Below are 581 nucleotides of genomic sequence, written 5' to 3' on the forward strand. Positions count from 1 at the left end.
GGTCACCTGCTCCGCCTCGTCCCTCGCCACGGAGTGGTCCCGCTCAGCCCAGCAACGGGAAACGCACGATCGTCGCCTCCCTGCCGGCGCCGACCCCGATGGAGGAGATCCGGCAGCGGGACTGCTCCTCGAGGAAACGGATGTAGGCCTGGGCATTGGCGGGCAGGTCGGAGAACTCCCGCACGCCGGTGATGTCCTCCTCCCATCCGGGCAGTTCCTCATAGACCGGGACCGCGTGGTGGAAGGAGGTCTGGTCCAGCGGCATCTCGTCGGTGCGCACACCGTCCACCTCGTAGGCCACGCACACCGGGATCGTCGGGTAGCCCGAGAGGACGTCCAGCTTCGTCAGGCAGATGTCGGTGAGGCCGTTGATGCGGGTGGCGTAGCGCACGACCACCGCGTCGAACCAGCCGGTGCGCCGCGGGCGTCCGGTGGTGACACCGAACTCGCCACCCTTCTGGCGCAGCGCGTCCCCGATCTCGTCGTCGAGCTCGGTGGGGAAGGGTCCCTCGCCCACTCGGGTCGTGTAGGCCTTGGCCACGCCCACCACACGGTCGATGCGGGTGGGGCCGACCCCGGTG

Annotated in this window: 1 protein-coding gene; it reads right to left on the reverse strand. The window is 69.7% G+C overall.

Annotated elements, in window-relative coordinates:
- Positions 1–43 precede the first annotated feature (43 nt).
- Positions 44–581: adenylosuccinate synthetase (locus FK530_RS25030; protein WP_193560371.1), on the reverse strand; the 538-nt coding region annotated here is incomplete at its 5' end.

It is taken from the genome of Tsukamurella conjunctivitidis, from assembly GCF_007858475.1.
GTDB classification, from domain to species: domain Bacteria; phylum Actinomycetota; class Actinomycetes; order Mycobacteriales; family Mycobacteriaceae; genus Tsukamurella; species Tsukamurella conjunctivitidis.